Here is a 26519-nt window from a genome sequence, read left to right as displayed (position 1 = left end):
TCGCGCCGCGCTCGGTCAGCCGGCGGTCAAACAGCGCAAGGCGGCCCTGCGGCAAGACCCGGCAGGCAATCAGATGATTGACGAACCTCGACTGCGGCCACGCGGACGTGTACCAGTTCGCAACCTCATAGTCGATCCATTCAGCACGCCGCAGATCGAAGCGGTACGTCTTCGCCCAGGTATCGCCCAACTGCACCTCGAGGTCAAGCGCACCATGCGACGCATCGGCGAGCCGGAACGTTTCCAGCGGCGTGCCTTGCGGCATGCCCGCCTCGAGGCGCAAGGGGGCGGTCAACGTCATGCTGCCGAAACCGACGTCGGCGAGCCATGCCGTGCCGTCGATGTCGACGCTCGTCAGCATGTGGGTGCGCGCCGTGACCGCATCCGGCTCGCAGCCCCACAACACGCGCGCTATAAGCGGCGTCACGCGAAAGCCCAGTTGCATCAGTACATGGGCAAACAGCTTGTTCTGCTCGAAGCAATATCCACCACGCTGGCGCTCGAGCAGCTTGCTGACGATCGCCGGCAGTTCGAGCGCAACCGTGCGGCCGCTAAACGAGTCGAGATTTTCGAATGGGATCGCAAGCGGATGCAGGCGGTGCAATTCGCCCAGCACCGCGAGCGTCGGGATACGCGGGCCCTGATAGCCAATACGGGCGAAATACAGGTCGAGGTCGAGCGCGTTTGACATGAAAGTGAATCCTGGAACGGTTGGAACGACTGAAGTGGCCTGCGGGACGCGAACGCTGCGGCTTGACGCGAACGGCGCCGCCGGGCACTTGCAACAGGTTGAGCTACGCATGCGACACGCCGCTGACAAGGGCATCTACGACGAACGTAGGTCGAAATCAAAGGCTCTCGATAACATACAAATAAATTACGTTTAATTTACTTATAAATAACAAATCATCAAATAAAGTCTAGCAACCGTAAAAATGCGAATTACACTGCAGTAATATTGTTGCGAATCGTTCTCATTTGTATTGACGCACCTATTCCGCATGCGTACGATCTCGGCATTGCTGTCTGAGGCGTCGCGACCCGCAGCAGCAATGCGCGGAAAGTCCGGCTATCGACGCTCGCTGCGAATAGCTCGGAACAGTCGATACAACACAATAAGGATTTCGATGAAGTTCGCCCAGTCCACTGGACTCGCGTCAAGCGTACGTCCGTTCAAGAATGCCACGCCGCGCGGTCGCGCCGCACGCAAGCCAGGTCTGCACTCGATGCGTCGCATGGCACTTTACACGGCATTCGCATGGGCCTCTCTTACGGCCGCCACTGCGATGGCCGAGACCAATCCCGATGCCACGCCAAACGACGCGCCCGAGGCCGACCTGAGCATTCAGGCAAAGCCCACGAGCCAATGGACCGGTGTGTGGAACCGGGGCAACCTGCTCGGCGACATTGGCGGCCTGCGCCCCTGGCTCGGCAAATACGGCATCACGTTCGCCCTCACCGAGACCAGCGAATACCTCTACAACGCGCGCGGCGGCCTGAATACCGGCGGCACCTATGACGGCCTGACCACGGCCACGGTCCAGGTCGATACGAAGAAGGCATTCGGCCTGCAGGGCGGCCTCTTCAACGTGAGCGCGCTGAACATTCACGGTCAGAACCTGAGCGCGGACAATCTCGGCACGCTGAATACCGCGAGCGGGATCGAAGCCCAGGATACGACGCGTCTGTGGGAACTGTGGTACCAGCAGTCCTTCCTGAACAACAAGATGGACGTCAAGGTCGGCCAGCAGAGTCTCGACCAGGAATTCATCGGCAGCCAGAGTGCGGGCCTGTTCGTCAATACGATGTTCGGCTGGCCTGCGCTGCCGTCGTACGACTTGCCCTCGGGCGGCCCGGCTTATCCGCTCTCGGACCTCGGCGTACGCGTGCGTGGCCAGCTCTCGCCGACCGTGACCGCACTCGCCGGCGTGTTCGACGCCGACCCGCTCGGCAACAATCCGAACAACATCAGCGGCACGAATTTCAACCTGCATAACGGCGCACTGTATATCGGCGAACTGCAGTACGCCCTGAACCAGCCGGGTGACGGTGAAATGGTCGGCGCCGGCAACACGGGCCTGCCCGGCAGCTACAAGGTCGGCTTCTGGTACAACACCGAGAGCTTCGCCGACGAGTACTACGACAACACCGGCTTGTCGCTGGCTAACCCGAACTCGACAGGTATTGCCGCGCAGCATCGCGGCAACTACAGCTTCTATGCCGTGGCCGACCAGATGGTATGGCGTCCCGATCCGGACGAGCCGCGCGCCATCAACGTGTTTGCCCGCGTGATGGGCGCGCCGGGCGACCGCAACCTCGTCAACTTCTCCGCCAACCTCGGTGTGGTGATGAAGGATCCGCTCCCCGGCCGCGACAACGACACTGTGGGACTTGCGCTGACGTACATCAAGGTCAGCAACAGCGTGGAAAACCTCGATCTGCAAAACCGCTTGTTTAGCGGCGGCCCGTACGGCGTACGCACCCAGGAAACCACGCTGGAGGCGACCTATCAGTTTCAGGTCAACCCCTGGTGGCAGATCCAGGCTGACGCGCAATACACGTTCAACGCCGGCGCCGGCCAGAATCCGGTGGATCCGACCCAGGCGCTGCGTAACACGCTGGTCGTCGGCGTGCGCACCAACATCACGTTCTGACCGCTTTCATAACCCGGACACTATGCTTTCGATCATGACCGCATTCACCGCTTTGTGCGCAGGCACGGAGGCTCAAGCATGAACTACCCCAAGCGCAAGAACGTGCCGCGCGCTACGCGGGCACTGATGGCAGCAGCGGCGAGCGCCGTTGCGCTGGTCGCGGCCGGCACCGCCTACGCCGACCCGCAAGGCTTCCTCGAGACGGTCCATAAGCACACCACGCTCATCAATACCGTGCCCGACAACGGCGACCAGAACCCGTACGCGCTCGTCGTGGCGCCGGTCTCGGCCGGCACGGTGAAGAAAGACGACGTGCTTATCGACAACTTCAACAACTCGACCAACCTGCAAGGCACCGGCACCACCATCGTCGATTACCACCCGGACACCAAGCAGATGTCGCTGTTCGCGGTGATTCCGCGCAATCTGAAGGAATGCCCGGGCGGCGTCGGCCTGTCGACGGCGATGACCATGCTGAAGTCGGGCTGGGTGATCGTCGGCAGCACGCCGAGCAATGACGGCACCACCGGCACCAAGGGCGCCGGCTGCCTGATCGTGCTGGATCCGCAAGGCAAGATTGCCTCTACGATCTCCAGCCCGAACATCAACGACCCCTGGGGCAACATGGCGGTTGTCGACAACGGCAATAGCGCCACGCTGTTCGTGAGCAACGCGGGCTTCGGTGTGGGTCCTGCAACCGCGGTCGGCCCGGACGGCGAACCGCCGGTGTTCAAGCAGGCTACAGTGCTGCGTCTTGAACTCGATATTCCCGACGGCAAGCCGCCGGTCGTGAAGAGCGAAACCGTGGTCGGCAGCGGCTTTGGCGCGCAGGCTGACAAGGGCGTGTTCCTGATCGGACCGACGGGCCTCGCCCTCTCGCCCGACCAGAAGCTGCTGTATATCTCGGACGCCATCGGTAACCGTGTCAACGCGATCGAAGATCCGATGACGCGCGACACCAGCGCGGGGGTCGGCCGCCAGCTGACCGCCGACGGACTGCTGCACCGCCCGCTCGCGATGGTTGTGGCGCCTAACAACCACCTGCTGGTGACGAACGCGCTGAACGGCCAGGTGGTCGAGATCGACCCGGCGACCGGCAAGCAGATCTACGCACGCTGGATCGATACCGACAAGGCGCAATCGCCCCCGGGTAACGGCGACCTGTTCGGCATCGTCATGACGCCGGCGGGCGATGGCTTTTACTACGTGCAAGACGACGTGAACACTTTGGTACTAGCGAAGTAATCATGGCAAACGATACAAATCCCCCCAAGCGGCCTGCCCGGCGCGGTTTTCTGAAGGCGGGGGGGGCGGCGGTCGCTGCGGGCGCGAGCCTCGGTGCGACCGGCGTCGCCCACGCCGCGCTCAACAAGTCGCAAGCGCCGCACGTCGTCGATCCGTACCTCGCGGTCGAACCGTTCTTCGGCGAGCATCAGAGCGGCATCGTCACGCCACAGCAGGCGCATATTTACGTCGCAGCGCTCGATCTCACGACGACCAAGCGGGAAGATGTGATCGCCCTGCTGCGCACGTGGACCGACTCGGCCGCGCGCATGACCCAAGGGCAACCGGCGGGCGCGCTGCCCGGCGCCGACGGCAAGGCAGCGCCGGATTCCGGCGACGTGCTCGGCCTCGGCGCAGCCGGCCTGACGGTGACCTTTGGCTTCGGCCCAGGGCTCTTCACCTCGGGCGGCAAGGACCGCTACGGCATCGCCGATCGCCGCCCTGCTGCGCTCGTCGATCTGCCGCGCTTCAACGGCGACCAGCTTGTTCCGGAAAAGACCGGCGGCGACCTGTTCATTCAGGCCTGTGCGAACGATGCGCAAGTGGCCTTCCATGCCGTGCGTCAGCTGGTACGTCAGTGCTACGGCACGGCGACGATGCGCTGGGGCCAGGCCGGCTTCGTGTCGGGTCCGCGCGGCCAGACGCCGCGCAACCTGATGGGCTTCAAGGACGGCACCAACAACCCGTCGATCAAAAAGCCTGAACTGATGAACCAGTTTGTCTGGGCCAACGACAAGGATGCTGCATGGATGCAAGGCGGCTCGTATAGCGTCGTGCGCCGTATCCGCATCACGCTCGAACACTGGGACATGACGGAAGAGGATTTCCAGGAGCAGGTGTTCGGCCGTCACAAGTACAGCGGTGCGCCGATCGGCAAGAAGAGCGAATTCGAACCGCTCGATCTCGACGCCCAGGACAAGGACGGTAATCCGGTCATTCCGGAAAACTCGCATGTCCGCCTGTCGAACCAGGCCACCAACAACGGCGCGCAGATTCTGCGCCGCTCGTATTCGTACAACGATGGCTCGAATTTCTACATCGAGCGCTGGCCGCCATGGCGCCAGGAAACCGAGTACGACGCAGGCCTGATTTTTATCGCTTATCAGGGCGATCCGCGTACCGGCTTCATCCCGATCAACGAGAAGCTGTCGAAGTTCGACTTGATGAACCAGTTCACGACGCACGTCGGCAGCGCGGTGTTTGCGTGTCCGCCCGGCGCGAAGCCCGGTTCGTACATCGGCGCGGGGCTGTTCGAAACGTAAGCCGTGAAAAACACATGCGGCTCTCATGAAGCAGGTTTGGCTGGATGCGCGGAACCGCACCGCTAGCGCCGCGACCGGCACCCGCGACGGTGTCGCTCGCGGCGCGCCGCGTATGAACAAAGATCAAATACCATCACAAAAGGAATTCTGAATCATGACTCATTCCTGGCTTGGCAACCGCGTCCGCGCAATCAGCGGCGCGGCGGCTCTCCTGTTGGCGACCTTGAGCACTGCACCGCTCGCCGCCCACGCTGAATCGATCACGCTCTATAGCGCGCAGCACGAGCAGGTGGTCAACGCGCTCGCGAAGGACTTCCAGAATCAAAGCGGCATCTCCGTCAAGATCCGCACCGGCGAAGGCCCCGCGCTGGCGGCCCAGCTCGTCGCAGAAGGCACGGCGTCGCCCGCGGATGTGTACTTCACGGAAAACTCGCCTGAGTTGATGCTGCTCGAGGAAAAGGGTCTGCTCGGCAAGGTTGACGCGTCGACGCTCGCGGCTGTGCCGGCACGCTTCGATTCGCCGACCGGCGTTTGGGTTGGCGTGACGGCGCGTGAAAACGTGCTGGCTTACAACACGAACAAGGTTCAGCCGAACCAGTTGCCGCAATCGCTATTCGATCTCGCCAAGCCGGAATGGAAAGGCAAGGTCGGCATTGCCCCGAGCGACGGCGACTTCCTGCCGCTCGTGAGCGCCGTAATCGCGCTGAAGGGCGAAGCGCAGACGCTCGACTGGCTGAAAGGCCTGAAGGCCAACTCGCAGATCTTCGACGACGACGAAGGCGTGGTGGCGGCGGTGAATCGCGGCGCGGTCGCAACCGGCCTCATCAACAACTACTACTGGGCGCGTCTGCATGCCGAGATCGGCGACAAGTCCACCCGTAGCGCGCTCTATCACTTCACGAACGGCGATGCCGGCGCACTCGTCAACGTCTCGGGCGCAGCGGTGCTGAAGTCCGCGCACAATGCGAGCGGCGCGCAGAAGTTCCTGGCCTATCTGGTCAGCGAACGCGCTCAGGATCTGATGGCGAAGGGCCATGTCGACTTCGAGTACCCGCTGCATAGCGGCGTGGCTCCGGATCCGATCCTCAAGCCGTTCAACGAACTGAGCCCGCCGACGCTGACGGTGCAACAACTCGGCGACGACAGCCAGGCCGGCAAGCTGCTGCGTCAGGCCGGACTGCTGTAAATGAGTGACGCTGTGTCAGCCGCAGTGCCGGCTGTTGCCTCTGAACCGGCGCGTGCGCGCAAGCGCGCGCCGGGTGGTCTGTTTGCTGCTGCCGCGGTAAGTGCTCTGCTGGTGTTGTTGCCGCTCGCTTTCACCGTGTGGCGGGCGGCGAGTTTTGGCTTCGCCGAGGCGGCCGAACTGGTGTTCCGGCCGCTCGTCGGCGAACTGCTCGTCAATACGTTGATGATCACCGTGTCGGCCACTTTGGCCGCCGCTGTGCTCGGCACGGCTGCGGCCTGGTTTATCGAACGCACCCGCCTGCCCGGCCGCCGTTTCTGGGCCGTGGCGATGGCCGCGCCGCTCGCGATGCCGCCGTTCATCACAAGCTATGCGTGGGTGTCGTTCAGTCTCGATCTGCAGGACTTCAATGGCGCGTTGCTGGTCATTACGTCCGCGTATTTTCCGCTGGTCTATTTGCCGGTCGCCGCTGCGCTACGCAGCATGGACCCGGCCCTCGAAGAAAGCGCCCGCTCGCTCGGCTGCGGCCGCTGGAGCACTTTCTTTCGCGTGATCCTGCCGCAACTGCGCCCCGCTCTGCTGGGCGGCATGCTGCTGGTCGCGCTCGGTGTGATGTCCGAATTCGGCGCGTTCACGCTGCTGCGTTTTCGCACTTTCACGACCGAGATCTATGCCGAGTACCGCACGAGTTTCGACGGCCCCGGTGCATCGCTGCTGGCCTGTCTGCTCATCCTGATGTGTCTCGTCGTGCTCGCATTTGAATTCCGCGTACGCGGGGCCGCGCGTTATGAACGCGTCGACCGTGGCACGCGCCGCGCGGTGTTGCGCTACGACCTCGGCTTCTGGCGCTGGCTGGTAGTCGCAGGCTTTACCGCGCTGACCGTCGCCACGCTCGGCGTGCCGCTTGGCATGATCGGCTACTGGCTCACGCAGCCCGGCGCCGCCGCCGTCACGCCAGCCGACGTCTCGCCCGAATTGCTGTTCGACTCAACGCTTTCGTCGCTTGGCTTCGGCCTTGGCGCAGCCGTCCTCACTACCCTGCTGATCGTGCCGCTGGCGTTCCTGCTGGTGCGCTATCCGGGACGTCTCGCCACGCTGTTCGAACGCACCGTGTTTCTGGCGCAGGGCATTCCAGGTCTCGTGATTGCACTGGCGATCGTCTCACTCGCCGTGCACGCGCTACAGCCGCTGTATCAGAGCACCACGCTGCTGATCATCACCTACGCCATCCTGTTCCTGCCGCTCGCGCTGGTGAGCGTGCGCGCTGCGCTAATGCAGGCGCAACCACGTCTCGAGGAGACTGCGCGTGCGCTCGGTCTGGGTTGGGGGCAAACGCTGGTGCGCGTGCTATTGCCACTGGCTGGGCCGGGTCTAGGCGCTGCGGCTTCGATGGTGTTCATCTCGGTCGTCACCGAACTCAACGCCACACTGCTGCTCTCTCCTATAGGCACCCAGACGCTGGCCACCCAGGTCTGGTCCGACACGTCGACCATGGCCTTCGCCGCCGCCGCGCCCTATGCGGCGCTGCTCACGGGCATCTCATTGTGCGCCTCCGGTCTGCTGTTCGCGCTGCTCGGCCGCTCGGCGCTGCTCGGCGAACGCAGCTAAGACTGCGTGGAACTTACCGCTTTCTCCATCGGATTTTCATGAGCGACCTTCGTATCTGCGGCCTGCAAAAATCGTTCGACGGCAACCCGGTGCTGCACGGCATCGATCTGTCCGTCGAGCGCGGCACGCTGCTCGCCCTGCTCGGTCCGTCCGGCAGCGGCAAAACCACCTTGCTGCGCGTGTTGTGCGGCTTCGAACGCGCGGACCGCGGCAGCGTGGAAATCGACGGCCGGCGGGTTGTGGGCGATGCGCTGCATGTGCCGTCGGAACAGCGCCGCATTGGTTATGTACCGCAGGAAGGCGCGCTGTTTCCGCATCTGTCGGTGGCGGACAATATCGTGTTCGGTCTGCCGCGCACGCAACGGCGTGCCCGACATCGCGTCGCCGAACTGCTCGAGCTCGTGGGCTTGCCGGCGACGTTTGCCGACCGCGCGCCACAACAGCTTTCCGGTGGTCAGCAACAGCGCGTGGCGTTGGCACGCGCGCTGGCGCCGTCGCCGACGCTTGTGATGCTCGATGAGCCGTTCTCCTCGCTCGATGCTGCGCTGCGACTCGAAACGCGCCAGGCGGTAACCAGCGCGCTGGCCGCGGCAGGCGCCACTGCCGTGCTGGTGACGCACGATCAGTCCGAGGCGCTCTCGCTGGGCCATGAAGTCGCAGTGCTGTGGCAAGGCAAGCTGATCCAGACCGATACGCCGGAGATGATCTACCGGCGTCCGGTGACGCGCGAACTCGCGTCGTTTATCGGCGAGGCGGTATTGCTGCAAGGAGTTGCCGCGCGTGATCGTGTTACCTGTGAACTGGGCGAACTGACGTTGTCGGCGCCCGCACGGGGCGGTGCTGTCGACGTAATGGTTAGACCCGAACAGATCCGTTTGTGGCGCGCGAACGAAACCACGCCGGATGGAACGGCTTCGTTCGATGCCATCGTGCAGGACGTGACCTTCCAGGGACAGGATGCCGGTGTCACGCTGCAGTTGCAGTCAGCGGCGCAGACGGTGGTGCGCGCCCGCGTGCCGGGCTACCGGACGCCGCAACCGGGTGAGCGCGTGAGGCTCGCCATCGATGGCGACGTGACCGCCTACGCCCGCGCCTGAATGTCCGACGCGCGTCCGTCGCGCGGCAAAGCGGACGAAGACGCGGATGCCCCAGCCGCCGACGCGCGCTGCGAGCGCACTGACAAGTCCTGAATCATCTGGGCGGCGAGGTAATCGCAGGTCGGGCGGTCCGATTTAGCGCTGCGCGCCACCACAATCTCTAGCGGCTCGATCTTCGGCAAGCCGTGCGCGTCGCCGAGGATCGCGAGACGCGTCGGCACGCTGCAGCGAGTCAGGGCGATCACGGCCAACCCTGCATCCACGGTCGCCACGAGGCCGAGCAGACTGGCGCTGCTGTATGCGGCACGATAGCGAATCCGCGCTTTATCGAGCGCAGCCAGCGTATGCGTGCGGGCTACACAGCCCGGCTCATATAAGCCCACTGGCAACGGCGAGGCCGCCAGCACCGGCGTATCCTCCGACGCTCCCACCCACACCATCGACTCACTGCGCACGAATTCGCCGCGCAGCTTGCGGTCGCGTGTGACGAAAGCGAGGTCGATCTTGTTGTCGGCCAGCATCGGCGCGAGCGCCGTGCTTTGCGCGCAGACAATCTCGATCTCGACCTGCGGGTACAGATTCGAAAAACGCCTGAGCACGGGCGACAGCAACGACGACACGTAATCGTCTGGCGCCCCCAGCACGACCCGGCCGGTCACCTCGGGCCGCACGACCGCCGACCACGCTTCCTCATGCAGATCGATCACCCGCCGCGCGTATTCGAGCAGCGTGTGGCCGGGTCGTGTCAACGCCAGATTGCGGGTGTCACGCGTGAACAGCGTCGTGCCAAGCATGCTTTCGAGCCGCTTGACCTGCATGCTGACCGCCGCCTGCGAGCGATGCACGGTCGCCGCGGCCTTCGTAAAGCTACCCGTCTCGACCACGGCGACGAAGGTACGCAGCAGATCCACGTCGAATTCAGGGTTCATGATTTATAAGCCCGGCTTATCAGATTTCTCAATTTTATTCGTTTGTCGCTGCCTGGCAAGTCCCCGATACTCGACCCAAGCCATCCTCACGGAGCGTTTTGCATGTCACTCACCTCACGTCAACAAGGCGCCATCACCCTCGCCAGCGGTGGATTGCTGATGGGGACGATCGGCATCTTCGTCGAGGAAGCGCGGCTCGACGCGATGACGATGGTGTTCTTTCGCTGCCTGTTCGGGTCTTTGGCGCTGGCCGGTTATTGCGCGTGGAAGGGATTCTTCAGGGCGCAACGTTTTACGCCGCGTATGGTGTTACTTGCCGTGCTGTCCGGTGCACTGATGGTGACCCAATGGGTCTGGTTCTTCGATGCCATTCACCGCACCAGCATCGCGGTCGCGACCGTGGTGTTTCATGTGCAGCCGTTCTGGGTCGTGCTGATGGGTGCGGCGCTTTTCAACGAGCGGCTCGGCGGCGACCGGCTTGCTTGGATCGCGACTGCGTTTGTCGGACTCGTGCTTGCTTCGGGTGTGGCCACGAGTGAGAACCTGCAAGGGCATGCCGGTTATCTGGTCGGCGTGGGCGAAGCGCTGGCCGGTTCAGTGCTTTATGCGAGCGTGACGCTGATCGCCAAAAGCCTCGGTCAGTTGCGCCCGCACCTGCTGACGCTCGCTCAGTGTCTGGTTGGTGTGGTTTGCCTGGCGTTTATTGCGCCGCTGCATTCGGTGGCGCATATCGAGCCCACGCAATGGTTCTGGCTCGTCGGCATGGGCGTGCTGCATACGGGCCTGTCGTATGTACTGATCTACGGAGCGCTGCCCAAGCTGACCACGCCGATCATTGCGGTGCTGCTGTTTGTTTATCCGCTGACCGCGATCGTCGTCGATGCGGTTGTTTATGGACGGGCGCTTTCGCCATTGCAGTTGGCCGGGATGGCGTTGATTGTGACGGCGAGCCTTGGAGTGAATCTTGGGTGGCCGTTGGTGTCGATTTTGCGACGTGGGGTACGGGCCAGGCGTTCGGCGGATTGAGACGAAAGAACCGGGCGTGGCACCCGGATTCCATTCAATCGTCGTAGCGAAAACGGCAGGCGGCAACGTAGATCAGTCCGTCCTGCGGCATATAGACCAGGCGATCAGCAAGGGTCACGCGGCGCGACCAGAAACCCGTCAGATTGCCAACCAGGGGCTCCGGCTTGCCCGCCCCCTTGAAAGGGTCACGCCGGCATTCTTCAAGCAGTTCGTTGACCTTCCGCAATATCTTGGGGTCGACTCTCTGCCAATGCAAATAGTCTTCCCAAGCTTCATCCGTAAAGACAAAAACACTATCAGACCTCACGGTCTCCTTGTTGCGGGCTTTCTGTTTGCTCATCTGTTAGCAGTGTGCGCGGCGTACCCTTGCGTGCATTGATCTGGGCGACAGAACGTACAAGCCGTTCGGCATTCTTCGGAGAGCTCAACAGATACAGGGTTTCCTGCATGGCGCTGAAGTCCTCGAGCGAAACCATCACCACATGTTCGCCACCTTGCCGGGTTATCAGCATAGGCGTGTGGTCGCGGCAGACGTCGTCCATCGCTTGCTTAAAGCCAGCACGGGCCTCGCTGTAAGTAAGGGTGTTCATGGCTTATCCGGCCCGAAGGCGTGCCCCGGCCGCTCCTGATAAAAAAGTTAGCGGTATTTCCTGCGGCGAACAAAGCCCGGCGACGAAGCGAGCAAGTCCACTGACGAGCGCGAGTCGGAAACTCCCGACTCGTGAGTTCGTTGTACAGAAATCCGTACAACACCTCAAGCATATGGCCAAAGATGTTGCACGCCCGCTAACCACGTGAAGCATGCCGTGTATTGCAGCCAGGCACCACCTGGCCGATTGGCTATCGACGTGCGCAGGGCAGCTTTCCGCTGCTTCTCACTGCGGCAAAACTTCTCCCTTCGTCTCCGGCGCAAACGGAATGATGAAGAGCCCGATAACAAACGCTACCGCGGTCACCGCCACCGGAATGCCGAGCGTATGCATATGCAGCACCGCCGCACCCAACAAGAAGTTCACACCAGCCCCGACAAACCGTCCGAACGACGTACAAAACGCAAACGCCGTGGCCCGCACGCGGGTTTCGAACTGCTCCGGCAGCCACAAACTGAACAGCGCAAAGTTACCGCCGAAGAACCCCAGCACGCACAGCCAAGCGATAAACGGCACCAGTCCGTTAGGCATATAAAACGACCACCCAAAGCTGCCGACAATCGCCACAGCCATCCCCGCGAAGTAAATCGCCAGCGTGTTTTTACGCCCGATCCGTTCGGCTAGCGGCGGCAGAGCAAGACATCCGAGAACGGTCGAAATAGACAGCAAGCCGGTCGCGATCGACGCCGTGCGGATCGCATCCGGCTTACCCATCCCTGCGCGCGTCGCAAGCTGGATCACCGCCGACGGCTCATACACCGCACCCGCCCACAGCCCGATAATCGCAATCGTCAACAAGGCACACGCGACCCACGTGCGGCGCCGGTACACGGGACCAAGAATCTCGCGCAATGGCCTGCTGCGCACGGCTTGCGCCTCCGTCTTCTGCCATTTTTCCGGCTCCTTCACGCGCAGCAAGATCAGGATCGCCACGACCACCGGCACCGCACCGGTCAGGAACATCGCGCGCCAGCCGTAGTGAACCCCGACCGTGTAATTGAGCGCCGCAGCCAGAAAGAAGCCGGCGTAGTAACCGGTTTGCAGATAGCCCGCCCCCATCTTGCGACGGTCCTCCGGCCACGCCTCGGCCACATAGGTCCCCGCCAGCGCCCATTCGCCGCCGATTCCCACGCCCGCGATAAACCGGAAGATAGCCAGCTCCCAGACGTTCTGCGAGAGCGCCGAAAGACCCGTAAAAATTGCAAAAGTGAAGATCGTGCCGGCCAGCACCTTGGTACGGCCAAAGCGATCGGCGAGCGGCCCCCAGATAAACGAAAGCCCCCAGCCAATCAGAAACAGCGCAAACAGGATCGACCCGGCGAGTCCGACGTTGGCCGGCGTTGCCGCATATCCCGAGCGCGGCAACAGTTCGGTGAGCGCGGGGGTGAGAACCAGCGCGTAGATGAACGAATCCATCCCGTCCAGCGTCCAGCCCGCCCATGCGCCCCAGAACCCTGCAATCTGCGAGCGGTTTAGTGGCGTGCGATGCCGCGCGACACGCGCGCGGTCCGAGAATGAATTCATCTTGCTCCTCCGGCCCTACGGTTGGATTGCCAATTGCCTATTCTTAACAACGGGTTAGCGTGCGTGCGGCGACTACGTGGGCTTTCGTCAGACAGCCCCTGACACTTCCTGAACGCGGTCCCTACAGTCCGCTTGCCTCTCGGACCCTGGATTTCCCTCGTGCAAAACGCGTCATTTCATATATAATATTTGAACTTATGAACGATGCAACCGATGGTTTTCCCCTGGACAGCGCTGCGCGCGTCCCCTTTCTGCCCGTTGCGGCCGCGCCGCGGGCCAGCACTTCACGCGTGATTGCAGACGCTTTGCGTACGGCGATCGTCGAAGGCACGCTGGCCCCCGGCGCCCCCTTGCGGCAGGACGCCATTGCCCGTCATTTCTCGGTCAGTGCAATTCCCGTGCGCGAAGCACTGCGGCAACTGGAAGGCGAAGGCTGGGCGAAGGTCGCCGTGCACAAAGGGGCGACGGTCGCGCCGCTGTCGGCGGACGAAGCCCGCGAAATCTACGAGATCCGCTCGGCGCTGGAGAGCCTCGCCGTCGGCCTCGCCATTCCGCACCACACCGCGGCGACGCTGCGTGAGTCGGAAAAGCTTTGCCACGCCGCGGAGAAAGAGATGGATCCGGCGTTGTACGTGACCCGCAACGAGGAGTTTCATATGAGCCTCTACGCGTCGGCCGCGCGCCCCCAACTCGAGGAAATGATCGCCACGCTGCATCGGCGCGGTGAGCGCTATTTACGCCTCAAATTCGGGCTACCGCTGTACAAGGACGAGTCCGATCGCGAACACGCGGAAATACTCGACGCGGTGCGCCGCGCCGACATCCCCGCTGCACGCTCGCTGTTGACCGCGCATCTGCTCGGCACCGGCGAGTTGCTTTACCGTTTCCTGACCGAACGCGCGCAGGCCGAAGCCGCGCAAGCCAACGGCCGCAAGCCGCGCGCGAGACGCGCGCGCATTCCAACTACCGGGAGCTGAATCCGCCGATGAATCCACAAGCCGAACCATCCCCCCGCTCCGCCGCCGCACCAGCAGCACGGTCCTGGACCACGATGCGCGACGAGAAAGCCCGGCGCCTTACCGCCATCGCGCCATGGCTCGAAGACGGCGTGTTGCGCAGCGAGCGCATCGTCGATGCACTGGAAACACTGATCCGCCCCGGCGACCGCGTCGCGCTCGAAGGCGACAACCAGAAGCAGGCCGATTTTCTGTCGCGTTCGTTTGCCAAAGTGGATCCGCAAAAGGTGCGCGACGTCCATCTGCTGATTTCGAGCATCAGCCGGCCCGAGCATCTGACGCTGTTCGAGCGCGGCATCGCGCACAAGGTCGACTTCGCCTTCGCGGGACCGCAGAGCCTGCGCGTCGCGCAACTGCTGGAAGACGGACAGCTGGAAATTGGCGCGATCCACACCTATGTCGAGCTGTACGCGCGAATGTTCGTGGAGCTGACGCCGAACGTCGCGCTGTTGTGCGCAGAAAAAGCGGACCGGCACGGCAATCTCTATACCGGGCCGAACACCGAAGACACGCCTACCATCGCGGAGGCCGCTGCGTTCCGTCACGGCATCGTGATTGTTCAGGTGAACGAAATCGTCGATGAGCTGCCGCGCGTCGATATCCCCGGCTCGTGGGTCGACGTGGTCGTACAGGCCGACCGGCCCTTCGCAGTCGAGCCGCTGTTTACGCGCGATCCGCGCCACATCGGCGACCTGCAGGTGCTGACCGCGATGATGGTAATTCGCGGCATCTACGAAGCGTACGGCGTGACCGCGCTCAATCACGGCATCGGCTTCGACACGGCGGCTATCGAGCTGCTGTTGCCCACCTATGGCGGATCGCTTGGGCTGAAAGGCAAGATTTGCCGCAACTGGACGCTCAATCCGCATCCCACGCTGATTCCGGCCATCGAATCGGGCTGGGTCGAAAGCGTGCATTGCTTCGGCAGCGAAGTGGGCATGGAGCAATACATCGAAGCGCGCCCAGACGTGTTCTTCACAGGACGCGACGGCAGCCTGCGTTCGAACCGTGTGTTGTGCCAGTTGGCAGGGCAATACGGCGTCGACCTGTTTATCGGCTCGACGCTGCAGATCGACGCGGATGCGAATTCGTCGACGGTCACGCGTGGGCGGCTCGCGGGTTTTGGCGGCGCCCCAAACATGGGACACGATCCGCGAGGACGACGTCATTCGAGCGAAGCGTGGCTCAAGCTTCTCAAGGATCAAGGGCCAGTCTCCCGCGGTCAGAAGCTGGTCGTGCAGCTTGCTGAGACGTACAAGAAAGGCGGCGAGCCGACCTTCGTCGATGAGCTCGATGCGGTTGCGGTCGGCGCGAAGAGCGGCATGCCTATCGCCCCGGTGATGATCTACGGCGACGACGTCAGCCACGTGGTCACCGAGGAAGGCATCGCCCACTTGCACAAGGCCGAAGGGATCGACGAACGGCGCGCGGCCCTTGCTGCGGTAGCCGGCGTCACGCCAATCGGTTTGCGCGCGAAGCCGGAAAAAACCGCGGAACTGCGGCGGCGCGGCATCGTCGCGTATCCCGAGGATCTCGGCATCCGCCGCGGTGAAGCAAAGCGCTCGTTGCTGGCCGCACGCAGCATCGACGATCTGGTGACATGGTCAGGCGGTCTGTATACGCCGCCGGCGCAATTCCGGAGCTGGTAATCATGGGCACGCCCGCGATTATGCCGGTGACGGCTACGCGAATTCCGACTGGTTCTGGCTTGCTTCTGTCCGGGACGGAGACGTCACCGATTGGTGCGCACGCAACACGCACGACGGCGCCATCACTCCATGCAACGAGACGCGCTTCAGGGAGCGCCGACGCTGACGCACTGTTGGCCCAGCTCGCCGTTTCCGCGCTGATCGAAGAGGCGCGACTCACGCCCAAGCCCGCGCTGGTGGATCAGCGCGGCAGCGGCGCGCATCGCGATCTCGATCTGGACATCATGCTGCGCTCCGCTCACGCGCTTGAACCAACTTTCACCGCGCTCGCGCGCGCCGCGCGGCACAGCGTGCCCTCCGTGACCTTGCGTGCAGAGCTGGCGCAGATTGGCCGCGCCGGCGAACGCGAGATGATGGAGGCCACCGGTGGCAGCAATGCGCATCGTGGCGCAATCTGGATTGTCGGGCTGCTGGTCGCGGGCGCAGCACTTGCGCAACGCGACGCGCAAGCCACCGCGAACCATGCAAGCGATTCGAGTCATTCGACCTCCGAAGGTAATTCTCACGCACGCGCGCCCGCAGCGACCCGGGTCGCGCACGCGGTAAAAGTTTGCAAACTCGCCGCGCAGATCGCCTGCTTTCCGGATCGCTTTGCCTCAGTTGCCGATAGCAACGGCGAGCGTGCACGTCAACGCTACCAGGTGGGCGGCGCGCGGCACGAAGCGCAGGATGGCTTTCCGCACGTCATGGCGATCGGCCTTCCCGCGCTGCTGGCAGCGCGTGCGAACGGCGTGAATGAAGAATCCTCGCGGCTTGACGCACTGCTCACGATCATGACTTCGCTCGACGACACCTGCCTGCTGCATCGCGCCGGCCTGCCCGGACTGCACGCCGGCCAGCAGGGAGCGCGCCGGGTGCTCGAACTTGGCGGCAGCGCGTGCGTCGCGGGTCGTGCGGCGCTTTATGAGCTCGATCGCGCGCTGCTCGTCCTTAATGCATCCCCCGGCGGCGCAGCCGATCTGCTCGCCGCCACCCTCTTCATCGACAAGCTGGTGCATGACAGCACCGGCGGGAGCCAATCCTCATGGAAAATCTGACCTTCGATTATCCGGCGCAACGCGCCGTCACGGCCCGCGCGCATGTCGGCGTGGTCGGCTCAGGCGACCTCGAAGTGCTGTTGTCGCCAGCCTCCGCAATGACAGCGCACGTCGTTGTGCGGACCAGTGTCGACGGCTACGGCCATATCTGGAAGAGCGTGCTCGACCGCTTCTTCACGTGCTACGACGGCGCAGCGCAGATCGAGATCAATGACTTCGGCGCCACGCCCGGCGTGGTGGCGTTGCGGCTCGCCGAAGCGGTCGAAGAAGCGGAACAGGAAGGTGAAGCATGAGCACTGTTGCCACTCCTCAAACAGCGCCCGTGCTGCATGACAGCTTTATCGAACTGTCGGCGCGCGAGCGCGCCCGCGCGTTGCTCGACGCGGGCACGTTTCGCGAACTGCTCGGACCGTTCGACCGGATCGAGTCGCCGTGGCTGCCGCTGCAGGGCATCGTCTGCCAGGCCGACGACGGCTGCGTGATCGCACGTGGCATGATCGACGGCGAACCTGCCGTGGTCGCAGCGATCGAATCGGCATTTCAAGGCGGCAGCATCGGCGAGGTATCCGGCAGCAAGATCGCCGCTGCACTCGAACTTGCGTTGCGCGACTGCGAACGCGGCAAAACAGTGCGCCCCGTAGTGCTGTTCGAAACCGGCGGCGTGCGCCTGCAGGAAGCCAATCTGGGCCTCGCCGTGATCGCCGAGATGCAGGCCGCAATCGTCGCGCTGCGCCGGCATGTGCCGGTAGTCGGCGTCATCACGGGGATGGTGGGTTGCTTCGGCGGCATGTCGCTCGCAGCCGCGCTGTGCTCGTATCTGGTCGTCACGAAGCAAGGCCGGCTTGGGATGAACGGACCCGAAGTGATTGAACAGGAAGCCGGTATCGAGGAACTCGACTCCAGCGACCGCCGCCATGTGTGGCAGTTGATCGGCGGCGAACAGCGGGCCTTGACAGGCTTCGCGGATGCGCTCGTCGAAGACGACCCGGATGCCGTGCGCACCGCCGTGCAGCGCGCCTTTGAACTGGGCGTACCGGTCGCGCATCGTAGCGAACAGGTCGATACCTATCTCGCGCGGCTCGCCGAAGTCGATCCGGCCAACGTCACCCCCGAAACCATGCGGACCGTGTTTCATGCGAACACCGCAATCCAGTCCTCGAAGGAGGAAGCGTGAACGATACCTCTCTGACCCGCGGGGCCCGTTGGTTCCGGGCGCTCGCCGGCGAACCGTCCAGCCCCGCACCGGTGTGGAGCGGCACCGCTGCACTCGGCGACGAAACCGCACACTTTTTTGCCGTGGTGCCTGACCCGCAGAACCGCTTTCCGCGTGCGACCGATAACGTCGTCGGCCTCGAACAAGGCTGGAAGCTCGCCCGCGCGGTGCGCAAGGCCGTCGCCGACGATGCGCAAAGCGGTACGCGCCGACCGATCGTCGCGATCGTCGATGTCAAGAGCCAGGCATATGGCTACCGGGAAGAGACGCTTGGCCTTCACCTCGCCTGTGCGTCGGCGGTCGATGCTTACGCATCGGCACGTGACGCCGGTCATCCGGTGGTCGCCCTGATTGTCGGGCCAGCCATGTCCGGTGCGTTCCTCGCGCATGGCTACCAGGCCAACCGGATCGTCGCACTCGATGCGCCCGGCACGATGGTGCATGCGATGGGCAAGGAGGCCGCCGCCCGCGTTACGCGCCGTACGGTCGAAGCACTCGAAGCATTGGGTGAAACGATCGTGCCGATGTCGTATTCGATGGCTTCGTTTGCCAAACTCGGCCTGCTCGACGAACTGATCAAAGGTGTCGATGCCGATGCGCCGAGCGACGCGCAGATCGATCAGGTGCGTCAGGTGCTGCGCAATTCGATTCGTAGCGCGCGCGACGACGTGCGCGGCCTGTCGCACAGGCTGCAATCTGACAGCGCGAAACAGAACCGTGCCGCCTCGATCGAAGTGCGGCGGCGGTTGACGGAACAGTGGGACGCAGCGTAATGCGGACGTGCGCAGCACCGCCGTTTGATGCTGCGTTCGCCGCGCAGGTTGGTGCAGCTTCTGCCGGAGCGGATGGCGCCACTGCAGAACGCCTTTCCGATACGCGCTGGCGGCCGCACGACCTGCTGCGCCTGCGAAGCTTGCCCTCATACGATGGCGAACCGGACTGGGTTCGCCTCGCCTTCGCGCACGCGCCTTTTGCGGTGATCAGGCGCGCATTGGCCGCGCCTGGTTTCATCGCAGTGGGAATGCGCGGTGACGGCCGCGCACAACGGTATGGCACATGGACTGAAGCCGGTGATATCGAGGCCGTGATCGCCCCCGAGGATCTTCTCGCTGCTAGTTTTCAGCTTGATGTAGAACGTCGTGCCCTGCCCGCGTTCGCGATGCTCGCCAGCGTGCGCGACGAAGCACAATCGTTGCACGCATTCTCGTGGGGCCCAACCGGCAGCGCCGGCTTCGAGCTTGCTACTGGCACGCCCACTGTGACGGCTACGAGCGATCTCGACCTGTTGATCCGTGTACCGCAGAAACTCTCTCGCGAGCGCGCGGCGCAACTTATGATCGAACTCGAATCGTTCGCCGAGCGCGCCAGAATTCGCGTCGATGTCCAGCTGGAAACTCCCTCAGGGGGAGTTGCTCTCGCGGAGTGGGCCGCCGGCAAGACACGCGTGATGGTACGCCATGCTCAAGGGCCGCAGCTTGTTAGCGATCCGTGGGCGGTGTCGCCTCCGCAAGCATGATGCTCGCTTATCAATTCCCTGGCCAAGGTGCGCAATCGGCAGGTTTCCTGCATCGATTGCCGCAGCACCCGGTCGTCACCGCGACGCTCGATGAAGCCTCACAGGTGCTAGGCACCGACGTGCTGACTCTTGATACACCCGACGCGCTACGTTCCACCGTGGCGGTTCAGGTGGGACTCGTGGTGGCGGGTGTTGCCACCGCTCGCGTGCTGGCCGACGCACAATTGTCCCCCGATATCAGCGCCGGTCTTTCCGTAGGCGCTTACGCGGCAGCGGTCAGTTGCGGCGCTCTTGCGTTTCCAGACGCACTACGCATGGTCCACAAGCGGGCCGAGTTGATGGAGACCGCCTATCCGTCGGGTTACGGACTCGCCGCTATCTCCGGTCTGACCGAACGGCAATTGGAAACCCTCGCGGCAAATCAGACGAAGGATGGTCTGCCGCAGGTTTACGTTGGCAATGTTAATGCTCCCAGACAGATCGTCATGGCTGGCGCGGATGCCGCGCTCGATGCCTTGATTGAGCGCGCACTTGCCGCCGGCGCGCGCAAGGCCACACGTCTGGCAGTGAGCGTTCCTTCGCATTGCGAATTGCTCGGGGATGCCGCCGATGCATTGATCGACTACGCACGCAATGTGCCGTTTCAGGCACCACATAGTGTCTACGTGGGCAATCGAGGTGGCCGCCCGTTGCATACCGCGGACGCCATCCGCGACGATCTCGCGACCAATATGCGTTACACGGTTCGCTGGTTCGACGCGCTGACGGTAATGCTTGAGATGGGTGCGCAGGTGGTGGTTGAAGCACCGCCTGGCCAGGTGTTGACTGACATTGTTCGTGATCAGTGGCCGCAAACGAAGGCGCTTGCCTTAAGTAGCATTTCACCAGATCAGTGGGTGGCGACCGTGCGTCGACGCCTCGGTCCTGTCTCCGGTGAACGCTGAACAAGGCTGCTGCAACTCGTCCCAGCACGAGTGCGGAAAATCTCAACACATCTAGAGCGGTCACGTCCACCGCTACACGACGTTATTCTAGCGCCGTCTCACTCAGCGAAGATTTCCTGCAGTGTCGACAACGCGTTCGATAAGGCCAGATCCGACACAGCCCCTGCCTTTTTAACCAGTCGTGTCTTGTCGACCGTTCGGATCTGGTCGAGCAGAATCAAACCCTTCTTGCGCAAGAAAGTCAGTGGCACGCGAAACGGCGCGGCTTTTCCCGCAGTGGTCATGGGTGCGACGATGACCGTGCGCAAATGATCGTGCAACTCCGGCGGCGAAACCACAACGCACGGTCGCGTTTTCTGAATCTCGCTGCCAATCGTAGGATCGAGTGCAACCAGCCAGACTTCGCCGCGCGCTACCACACGAGCCCCGCGTCGTCCGCGTTCGGGAACTCACCCATCACGAGCTCGTCGCTCCCGGCCGCCGCCACCGACCGGCTTGCTTCTGCCCACCCCGTACGCGCGCTCTGCGGGCGCCGCAACACTAACGTGTTCCCTTCTATTTGCATATCCACTTCGTCCTCCAGTCCCAGTTGGGTCAAGATAGGTTTCGGAATCAGTACGCCATGGGAGTTGCCCATTCTGCGGATTGTCGTCTTCATGGTGTCGCCTGAACCGAAGTGAAATGCTACGGGGTTAACTGATGAAAGTAAACACAATGTAATTACATGATAGCACGGCAAATGGCATAGGACGAATCGCACTACGATGCGACCACGGCGCGCCACGCTAGCGTCGCCGGATCAACTGCCGACCCATCGTCTGGGCATATGCGTCGCACGCGTTGCGCGCCACCCGTGCCGCCGCCAGCACGCCCACCGCAGCATCGTCGCGATAACACATGGCCACGACGATAGGCGGCGGCAGCGGACGCACCTGAAGCTCACCAAGCTCGCCACTCTGCAGCAGAGGTTCGACAAACAGCGCCGGCACGGCCGCCACGCCATAGCCGTCTCGCAGCAACTGCACGATGACGGCCACTGAGGGCATACACGTGACGTTGGTTTCTTCCAGCGGCACACCCTCCCGTCGCGCCAATGCGCTGACGATGCCCTCGACTGCGATCTGCGGCGCGGTGCCCCGGCCAAAAGTCAGAACTGGTTTCTGCAGCACTGTCTGAACATGCTTCGTGCGGCTTGACGGAATCAGGTCGCGCCGCGCGATCCAACGCACTGGATAGCTCGCGAGCGCGGTCGAAATCACCGAGGGGTCGCCGTCGCCCTCCACTTGCAACACGAGGTCCAGTTCGCCGGCGCGCAACCGGGGCGCCAGCACGGCGCTCGCGTCGACGGTCAGGTCGACCACGATGCCGCTGTGTTCGTCGTTCAGCATGCGCACATAGTCAGGCAGCCAGCTATGCACGACCGTTTCGATCACACCAAGGCGCAGCCGCGTCGCGATTTGTGCATCGTCCTGCGCGGCGAGCTGCAGCGAACGGGTTGCCTGGACGACAGAACGTGCGTGCGTGAGCAGCCGCTCGCCGTCAGGCGTCAATTGAAACTCCGCGGCGCTACGCTCGATCAACTCGACGCCCAATTCGGCCTCGAGTGTCTTGATACGCAATGAGATCGCAGCGGGTGTCGCGTGCATTGCATTGGCCGTGGCGCGAAAACTGCGAAGGCGCGCGAGCGTCAGAAAGGTTTCCACAAAACGTGTATTCACGGCAGCATCTCGGCCAGAAAACAAGGGAATAGCGGGAGAGAATGGCACGAAGCCCGTTCCCCGCTGTTAAGTTTAATTTAACGAAAAGCAAAAAAATCTCGCTAGAGAGATATTTTCGACGCGACTACTCTACTTCGCAACCGTCATCCGAAGCGAGCTGCGTTCATGTCCATCACCATCACCCCATCAGAGTTCCGCCAGCAGGTGCGTAGCCGCCGCGTCTCCGGGCCGACTGCCGGCTATTGCGGGGATTTTGCGCAAGCCAATCTCGCGATCTTGCCGCGTCAATATGCAGACGATTTCTTGCGCTTCTGCACGCTCAATCCAAAAGCGTGTCCACTGCTCGGTATAGGCGAACCCGGCGGGTGGCGCGTGCCCGCGCTCGGCGTTGATCTGGACGTGCGCAACGACGTGCCGGCGTTTTACGTCTACCGTCACGGCGAACGCGCAGAGGAAGTGCGCAGCCTGAACGAACTGTGGCGCGACGATCTGGTGGTGTTTGCGATTGGCTGTTCCTTTTCGTTCGAGGAGATGCTCAAGCGCGAAGGCGTCGCATTGCGGCATATCGAACAGAAACGCAACGTGCCGATGTACCGCACCAGCGAACCGAATGTGCCGGCAGGTGTGTTCGGCGGTCATCGCGTGGTGTCGATGCGTCCGATGAAGGCTGCTGACGCGATTCGCGCCATCCAGATCACAAGCCGTTTTCCTGGCGTGCATGGGGCGCCGGTGCATCTGGGCGATCCCTCGCTGATCGGTATCCGCAATCTGTCGCAGCCGGACTTTGGTGATGCAGTCGACATCCACAGTGACGAATTGCCGGTGTTCTGGGCCTGCGGCGTGACACCACAAGCGGCTATCGAAAGCGCACGCCTGCCGTTCGCGATCGCACACAAACCCGGCCACATGCTGATCACCGATATTCCCAACACCCGGCTCGCCATTCTCTGAGCGTGCGCTGCACCAGCGTCTTCTCACCTGATACAAGCCGCGCAACCAGACACGGCACCGACTAAGATCCGGAGGTTATGCATGGAAACCAAAGCGCCGCTCACGGCCGCGACTGCCAACTACGACGAACGCACGAAAGGTCCGTTCTCGTGGTACCGAACAATCTCAGCGAGCGAGAAGCGCGCTTTCTGGAGCTGCAAGATCGGCTACGTGCTCGATGCCATGGACACGCAGTTTCTGAGCTTCGTGATTCCCACGCTGATCGCGACCTGGGGCATCACGCGCGGCGCGGCCGGCCTGATCGGCACGGTGACGTTGCTCAGTTCGGCGCTAGGCGGCTGGGCGGCTGGCGTGCTCTCGGACCGCATCGGGAGGGTCAAGACGCTGCAAATCACGATCCTCTGGTTTGCGATCTTCACGCTGGCGTGCGCGCTAGCGCAGAACTTCTCGCAGCTATTGTGGGCGCGCGGCCTGATGGGGCTCGGTTTCGGCGGCGAATGGACGGCGGGGGCGGTTCTGATCGGCGAAGTGATCCGGCCGCGCGACCGCGGCAAGGCAGTGGGCCTGGTTCAGGCGGGCTGGGCAATCGGCTGGGGCCTGTCCACCTTGCTCTTTACGCTGGTGTTTTCACTAGTCCCCGCAGACTACGCGTGGCGCGTGCTGTTCGCGATCGGCATTGCGCCGGCGCCGTTTGTCATCTGGATTCGCCGCTTCGTCGACGAACCGGAAGTGCATCGGCAACAGAAGCAGATCGAAGCCGATGCACAGTCGCGGCCTTCCCTGCTCGATATCTTTCGCGCTAACATCGTCTGGACCACCCTGCGCGCCTCGATCCTTGCAACAGGCGTGCAAGGGGGCTACTACGCTGTAACGACGTGGCTGCCGACGTATCTGAAAACCGAGCGGCATCTGAGCGTGATCGGCACCGGCGGTTATCTGGGTGTGGTGATCGTCGGCTCCTATTGCGGCTATCTGGCGGGCGCGTATATCAGCGATGCAATCGGCCGCAAACGGGCTTTCATCGCCTTCGCATTAGCCTCGGTGGCCATCGCCTTGATGTACACGCGTCTGCCGCTCGACAACCTCTCCATGCTGGCGCTCGGCTTTCCGTTGGGCTTCTGCGCGTCCGGGATTTTCTCCGGCATGGGGGCGTTTCTGACTGAGCTCTTTCCGACCCGGATCCGCGGCTCGGGGCAAGGCTTCTGCTACAACTTTGGACGAGCGGCCGGCGCGACGTTTCCGTTCCTGATCGGCTATGTGTCGCAGAGCATGACGCTTGGGCATGCCATCGGAGTGTTTGCGGCCGCGGCTTATGGAGTGGTGATTCTTGCTGCGCTGACGTTGCCTGAAACCAGGGGGCGTCAACTGCAGTCTTGAGGTTTCTCGCCCGTACTCGTGTACAGGCTCTGTTCAGCTCTCGTCAGCGCGCATCGGCTCATGCCGCGTCGCGCCAACTGGCAGGCTGGTCGCGCCGGGTGCCGGCACGACGGACGCGGCGCCGCGCGTCATCAACATCACAGCGCCTTGCCCAGGCCTTCCTGCGACGCGCGCGCCACGCGGCCAGCCGCGTGCGAATCGGAAGCACCCGGGTCCTGTCGCGAGCGCTCACGCGACGGCGCCACCACCGCGCCCGCCGTGCCGCCAGGCCGTCGGACCGAACGCGCATGCCGCTCGATCAGCCGCTGCAGCAGACAGAACGCGCACAGCAGCGCGCCGATCACGATACGGGTCCACCACGAGCTCAACGTGCCATCGAAAGTAATCAGCGTCTGGATCGTGCCGAGTATCCCGACGCCGAACAAGGAACCGATCACATAGCCGACTCCACCGGTCAACAAGGTGCCGCCGATCACGGTTGCCGCAATCGCGTCGAGCTCCATGCCTTGTCCCTGGAGTCCGTATCCCGACAGCACGTAGAACGTGAAGACCGCGCCGCCGAGCGCCGAACAGAATCCGCTCAGCGCATAGACACCGATCCTGGTGCGCGCCACCGGCAACCCCATCAGCAGTGCTGATCGCGGATTGCCGCCCACCGCGTAAACATTGCGGCCAAAGCGCGTGAAATGAGCCACGAAAATCGCCGCAACGAGAGTCACCATTGCGATCAGCACATTAGCGCTCACCGAGCCGGTGCCGATTTGCAGCCGGTAGGCCGAGATTGCCTTGAAGCTCGGATCCGTAATGGTGATCGACTGCGTCGTAATCAGGAAGCACAGGCCGCGTGCGAAGAACATGCCGGCCAGCGTCACGATGAAGGGCTGCAAACGGAAGAAGTGGATCAGCGCCCCCTGCACGGCGCCAAATACCGCGCCCATCAGCAGCACGATGGCCAGGATGACCACGACCGGAAGATGGAAGCGTTCCGCCAGCACCGCTTCGACGATCGTTGTAAGCGCGACCACCGAACCCACCGACAGATCGATCCCACCCGAGACGATCACGAAGGTCATGCCGATCGCGACAATCAACAGGAACGCGTTGTCGATCAACAGATCGAGCAGCACTTGCAGCGAGAAAAAGCCGGTATACATCACCGAACCAAAGCCAAACAGCGCGCAGAACAGCAGGATGGTGACAGCGATCGGCAACGTACGCGGATCGAAGATGCGAGCCCAGATATCGACTAGCCGTTTCATCGCGCCACCCCGCGCTGCGTCAACAGAGACATTGCCAGCGCGCGCGCCGAGGGCGACTGGATCACGCTGACCGCAAGCACCACCACCGCCTTGACGACGAGCGTCGCCTCGGGCGGCACGCCGATCGAATAGGTGGTGTAAGTCAGCGTTTGAATGATCAGCGCGCCGAGCACGGTACCCGCGAGGCTGAAGCGGCCGCCGAGCAGCGAAGTGCCGCCCAGCGTCACCGCCAGAATCGCGTCGAGCTCCAGCAGCAGGCCGGCGTTGTTACCGTCGGCACTCCGTACGTTCGAGCTGATCAGGACGCCCGCCATAGCAGCCGTCAGCCCCGAGAAGGCGTACACGGCAAACACGATCGCTTTCGAACGCAGGCCTACCAGCCGGGTGGCGACCGGATTCACACCGATCGCGCGAATAAACAGTCCCAATGCCGTACCCTCGATCAGTAGCGCGGTCGCCAGCACCGCGACGGTTGCGATCCACACGGAAAACGGAATGCCAAACAGATAGCCGCCGCCGACGAACAGATACCCCGGCGCGCCGATCGGAATGATCTGGCCGC

The 26519-nt window shown here is 63.0% G+C and carries 27 protein-coding genes; 17 read left to right on the top strand and 10 right to left on the bottom strand.

Annotated features, from left to right (window positions below; all coding sequences use genetic code 11):
• Window positions 1-691: arylamine N-acetyltransferase (locus M0954_RS05735; protein ID WP_297352102.1), on the bottom strand; the 691-nt coding region annotated here is incomplete at its 3' end.
• Between the two features lie 436 nt (window positions 692-1127).
• On the opposite strand from M0954_RS05735, the gene M0954_RS05730 reads away from it, so the two are divergent.
• The 6 genes from M0954_RS05730 (at window position 1128) to M0954_RS05705 (ending at window position 9088) form a co-directional block, all read left to right on the top strand.
• A complete protein-coding gene (locus tag M0954_RS05730) occupies window positions 1128-2654 on the top strand; it encodes a carbohydrate porin (RefSeq protein ID WP_297352100.1) in 1527 nt (508 codons plus the stop codon).
• A gap of 78 nt (window positions 2655-2732) precedes the next feature.
• The gene (locus M0954_RS05725) at window positions 2733-3899 is read left to right on the top strand and encodes a hypothetical protein (protein WP_123388443.1); all 1167 of its coding nucleotides are present in this window, start codon (window positions 2733-2735) and stop codon (window positions 3897-3899) included.
• 2 nt (window positions 3900-3901) lie between these two features.
• Window positions 3902-5200: an iron uptake transporter deferrochelatase/peroxidase subunit gene (gene efeB / locus M0954_RS05720; RefSeq protein WP_297352098.1), complete on the top strand. Its 1299-nt coding sequence runs from the start codon at window positions 3902-3904 to the stop codon at window positions 5198-5200.
• A gap of 154 nt (window positions 5201-5354) precedes the next feature.
• The gene (locus M0954_RS05715) at window positions 5355-6386 is read left to right on the top strand and encodes an iron ABC transporter substrate-binding protein (protein ID WP_297352096.1); all 1032 of its coding nucleotides are present in this window, start codon (window positions 5355-5357) and stop codon (window positions 6384-6386) included.
• Entirely contained in the window at window positions 6387-7991 is a 1605-nt protein-coding gene (locus M0954_RS05710) for an iron ABC transporter permease (RefSeq protein ID WP_133894629.1), read from the top strand.
• A gap of 38 nt (window positions 7992-8029) precedes the next feature.
• Window positions 8030-9088, top strand: coding sequence for an ABC transporter ATP-binding protein (locus tag M0954_RS05705; protein WP_122156205.1), 1059 nt, complete (start codon window positions 8030-8032; stop codon window positions 9086-9088).
• Here M0954_RS05705 and M0954_RS05700 read toward each other — a convergent pair.
• Complete coding sequence (locus tag M0954_RS05700) at window positions 9073-10017, bottom strand: LysR family transcriptional regulator (RefSeq protein ID WP_297352094.1); 945 nt, start codon at window positions 10015-10017, stop codon at window positions 9073-9075. The two genes, M0954_RS05705 and M0954_RS05700, sit on opposite strands and share 16 nt — an antisense overlap.
• 102 nt (window positions 10018-10119) lie before the next feature.
• Here M0954_RS05700 and M0954_RS05695 point away from each other — a divergent pair, with 102 nt between their 5' ends.
• On the top strand, window positions 10120-11043 hold the full coding sequence (locus M0954_RS05695; protein WP_123388441.1) for a DMT family transporter: 924 nt from the start codon (window positions 10120-10122) through the stop codon (window positions 11041-11043).
• Between the two features lie 34 nt (window positions 11044-11077).
• Here M0954_RS05695 and M0954_RS05690 read toward each other — a convergent pair whose 3' ends face one another.
• The 3 genes from M0954_RS05690 to M0954_RS05680 form a co-directional block, all read right to left on the bottom strand.
• Entirely contained in the window at window positions 11078-11383 is a 306-nt protein-coding gene (locus M0954_RS05690; RefSeq protein WP_122156208.1) for a Txe/YoeB family addiction module toxin, read from the bottom strand.
• A complete protein-coding gene (locus M0954_RS05685) occupies window positions 11340-11633 on the bottom strand; it encodes a type II toxin-antitoxin system Phd/YefM family antitoxin (protein WP_122156209.1) in 294 nt (97 codons plus the stop codon). The genes M0954_RS05690 and M0954_RS05685 overlap by 44 nt, the downstream gene beginning before the upstream one ends.
• 285 nt (window positions 11634-11918) lie before the next feature.
• The gene (locus tag M0954_RS05680; protein WP_122156210.1) at window positions 11919-13217 is read right to left on the bottom strand and encodes an MFS transporter; all 1299 of its coding nucleotides are present in this window, start codon (window positions 13215-13217) and stop codon (window positions 11919-11921) included.
• Window positions 13218-13414: 197 nt separating this feature from the next.
• Here M0954_RS05680 and M0954_RS05675 point away from each other — a divergent pair, with 197 nt between their 5' ends.
• Genes M0954_RS05675 through mdcH form a run of 8 tightly spaced genes read left to right on the top strand, consistent with a single transcriptional unit; the run spans window position 13415 to window position 20652 of the window.
• Window positions 13415-14194, top strand: a complete 780-nt coding sequence (locus M0954_RS05675) for a GntR family transcriptional regulator (protein WP_297352092.1) — start codon at window positions 13415-13417, stop codon at window positions 14192-14194.
• A gap of 8 nt (window positions 14195-14202) precedes the next feature.
• Complete coding sequence (gene mdcA, locus M0954_RS05670) at window positions 14203-15882, top strand: malonate decarboxylase subunit alpha (RefSeq protein WP_297352090.1); 1680 nt, start codon at window positions 14203-14205, stop codon at window positions 15880-15882.
• Entirely contained in the window at window positions 15834-16979 is a 1146-nt protein-coding gene (locus M0954_RS05665; protein ID WP_297352087.1) for a triphosphoribosyl-dephospho-CoA synthase, read from the top strand. The genes mdcA and M0954_RS05665 overlap by 49 nt, the downstream gene beginning before the upstream one ends.
• Window positions 16967-17272 carry a malonate decarboxylase subunit delta gene (locus M0954_RS05660; protein WP_297352085.1) on the top strand — a complete coding sequence of 102 codons (306 nt, stop codon included), beginning with the start codon at window positions 16967-16969 and terminating at the stop codon, window positions 17270-17272. The genes M0954_RS05665 and M0954_RS05660 overlap by 13 nt, the downstream gene beginning before the upstream one ends.
• Window positions 17269-18153 carry a biotin-independent malonate decarboxylase subunit beta gene (locus tag M0954_RS05655; RefSeq protein ID WP_297352083.1) on the top strand — a complete coding sequence of 295 codons (885 nt, stop codon included), beginning with the start codon at window positions 17269-17271 and terminating at the stop codon, window positions 18151-18153. The genes M0954_RS05660 and M0954_RS05655 overlap by 4 nt, the downstream gene beginning before the upstream one ends.
• The gene (gene mdcE / locus M0954_RS05650; RefSeq protein ID WP_297352081.1) at window positions 18150-18965 is read left to right on the top strand and encodes a biotin-independent malonate decarboxylase subunit gamma; all 816 of its coding nucleotides are present in this window, start codon (window positions 18150-18152) and stop codon (window positions 18963-18965) included. The genes M0954_RS05655 and mdcE overlap by 4 nt, the downstream gene beginning before the upstream one ends.
• A complete protein-coding gene (locus M0954_RS05645; protein ID WP_297352079.1) occupies window positions 18965-19708 on the top strand; it encodes a malonate decarboxylase holo-ACP synthase in 744 nt (247 codons plus the stop codon). The genes mdcE and M0954_RS05645 overlap by 1 nt, the downstream gene beginning before the upstream one ends.
• A complete protein-coding gene (mdcH, locus tag M0954_RS05640) occupies window positions 19708-20652 on the top strand; it encodes a malonate decarboxylase subunit epsilon (RefSeq protein WP_123388436.1) in 945 nt (314 codons plus the stop codon). Before M0954_RS05645 ends, mdcH begins: the two co-directional genes overlap by 1 nt.
• Window positions 20653-20750: 98 nt before the next feature.
• Here the strand turns inward: mdcH and M0954_RS05635 are convergent, their stop codons facing one another.
• The 3 genes from M0954_RS05635 to M0954_RS05625 form a co-directional block, all read right to left on the bottom strand.
• Window positions 20751-21071 carry a type II toxin-antitoxin system PemK/MazF family toxin gene (locus M0954_RS05635; RefSeq protein ID WP_122156219.1) on the bottom strand — a complete coding sequence of 107 codons (321 nt, stop codon included), beginning with the start codon at window positions 21069-21071 and terminating at the stop codon, window positions 20751-20753.
• Entirely contained in the window at window positions 21065-21310 is a 246-nt protein-coding gene (locus tag M0954_RS05630; protein WP_297352077.1) for an AbrB/MazE/SpoVT family DNA-binding domain-containing protein, read from the bottom strand. The genes M0954_RS05635 and M0954_RS05630 overlap by 7 nt, the downstream gene beginning before the upstream one ends.
• Before the next feature lie 127 nt (window positions 21311-21437).
• Window positions 21438-22370: a LysR family transcriptional regulator gene (locus M0954_RS05625; RefSeq protein WP_297352075.1), complete on the bottom strand. Its 933-nt coding sequence runs from the start codon at window positions 22368-22370 to the stop codon at window positions 21438-21440.
• Window positions 22371-22547: 177 nt separating this feature from the next.
• Here M0954_RS05625 and M0954_RS05620 point away from each other — a divergent pair, with 177 nt between their 5' ends.
• Both M0954_RS05620 and M0954_RS05615 read left to right on the top strand, forming a co-directional pair.
• Window positions 22548-23321 carry a putative hydro-lyase gene (locus M0954_RS05620; RefSeq protein WP_297352103.1) on the top strand — a complete coding sequence of 258 codons (774 nt, stop codon included), beginning with the start codon at window positions 22548-22550 and terminating at the stop codon, window positions 23319-23321.
• An 81-nt stretch (window positions 23322-23402) separates the two neighbouring features.
• Window positions 23403-24698, top strand: a complete 1296-nt coding sequence (locus M0954_RS05615; RefSeq protein WP_297352073.1) for an MFS transporter — start codon at window positions 23403-23405, stop codon at window positions 24696-24698.
• Between the two features lie 137 nt (window positions 24699-24835).
• Here the strand turns inward: M0954_RS05615 and yjfF are convergent, their stop codons facing one another.
• Window positions 24836-25957, bottom strand: a complete 1122-nt coding sequence (gene yjfF, locus M0954_RS05610; RefSeq protein ID WP_122156223.1) for a galactofuranose ABC transporter, permease protein YjfF — start codon at window positions 25955-25957, stop codon at window positions 24836-24838.
• On the bottom strand, window positions 25954-26519 hold a 566-nt coding region (locus M0954_RS05605), incomplete at its 5' end, for an ABC transporter permease (RefSeq protein ID WP_367279490.1). The genes yjfF and M0954_RS05605, both read right to left, overlap by 4 nt.

Origin of the sequence: Paraburkholderia sp., from assembly GCF_026225065.1 — a bacterium.
In the GTDB taxonomy this organism is placed as follows: domain Bacteria; phylum Pseudomonadota; class Gammaproteobacteria; order Burkholderiales; family Burkholderiaceae; genus Paraburkholderia.
This window is presented reverse-complemented; position numbering and strand designations above follow the sequence as displayed.